This is a genomic window from Arthrobacter sp. JCM 19049 (assembly GCF_001310435.1).
On the sequence record NZ_BAXF01000741.1, the window covers coordinates 1 to 859 of the forward strand.

The window sequence follows — 859 nt, forward strand, 5'->3', positions numbered from 1 at the left end:
GGCGGCGGAAGCTCCCCGGAACCGGCCGCCGACGCGAGCCTGGACCCGGCGAACCCGACCGTTGTGAAGGTCGGCGCCAGTGCTGTGCCGCACGCCCAGATCCTGGAGTACATCGATGCCAACCTGGCCAAGGATGCCGGCATCGACCTGGACATCACGGAAATCGATGACTACCAGACCCCGAACATCGCCCTGGAAGACGGCACCATTGACGCCAACTACTTCCAGACCGAGGCCTACCTGGCCGACCAGGTCAAGGCGAAGGGCTACAAGTTCGAGCATGGCGAGGGCGTGCACGTCGAACCGCTGACCGCGTTCTCGCAGAAGTTCGACAAGCCCGAGGACGTCACCGACGGGGCGCGCGTGGTGCTGAACAACGACCCGGTGAACCAGCTGCGCGGCCTGCGCGTGCTGGAGTCGGCGGGTCTGCTGAAGAACCTGGCCGACGGGGATTCGGCGTTGACCGTTGAGGGCGATGCCGAGAAGAACCCCAAGGGCCTGACGTTCGAGGAGGTCAACTCCGAGCAGGTCCCGCAGTTCTACAAGGACGGCAAGTCGGCGGACCTTGCCCTGGTCAACGGCAACTACATTGTCCAGGCCAAGCTGAACCCGGAGGAGATCCTGTACCAGGAATCGGCCGAGAACAACCCGAACGCCAACTTCCTGACCTGGCGCGAGGGTGAGGAAACCGCGGCGATCGCCAAGCTCGAAGAGCTGCTGCACTCCGATGAGGTGCACAAGTACATCGAGGACACCTGGAGCGACGGCAGCGTGCTGCCGGCCACCAACAAGTAGGCCGGTTCCGCGGCCCGGCCCGGCGCCAGCACCCGCATACCGGCAAGGCAACGGCCCGTCTCCC

1 protein-coding gene is annotated in these 859 nt (G+C 65.3%); it reads left to right on the forward strand.

Annotation, left to right across the window (positions count from 1 at the left end; all coding sequences use genetic code 11):
- On the forward strand, positions 1-795 hold a 795-nt coding region (locus tag JCM19049_RS15905), incomplete at its 5' end, for a MetQ/NlpA family ABC transporter substrate-binding protein (RefSeq protein WP_054822035.1).
- Between the last annotated feature and the right edge of the window lie 64 nt (positions 796-859).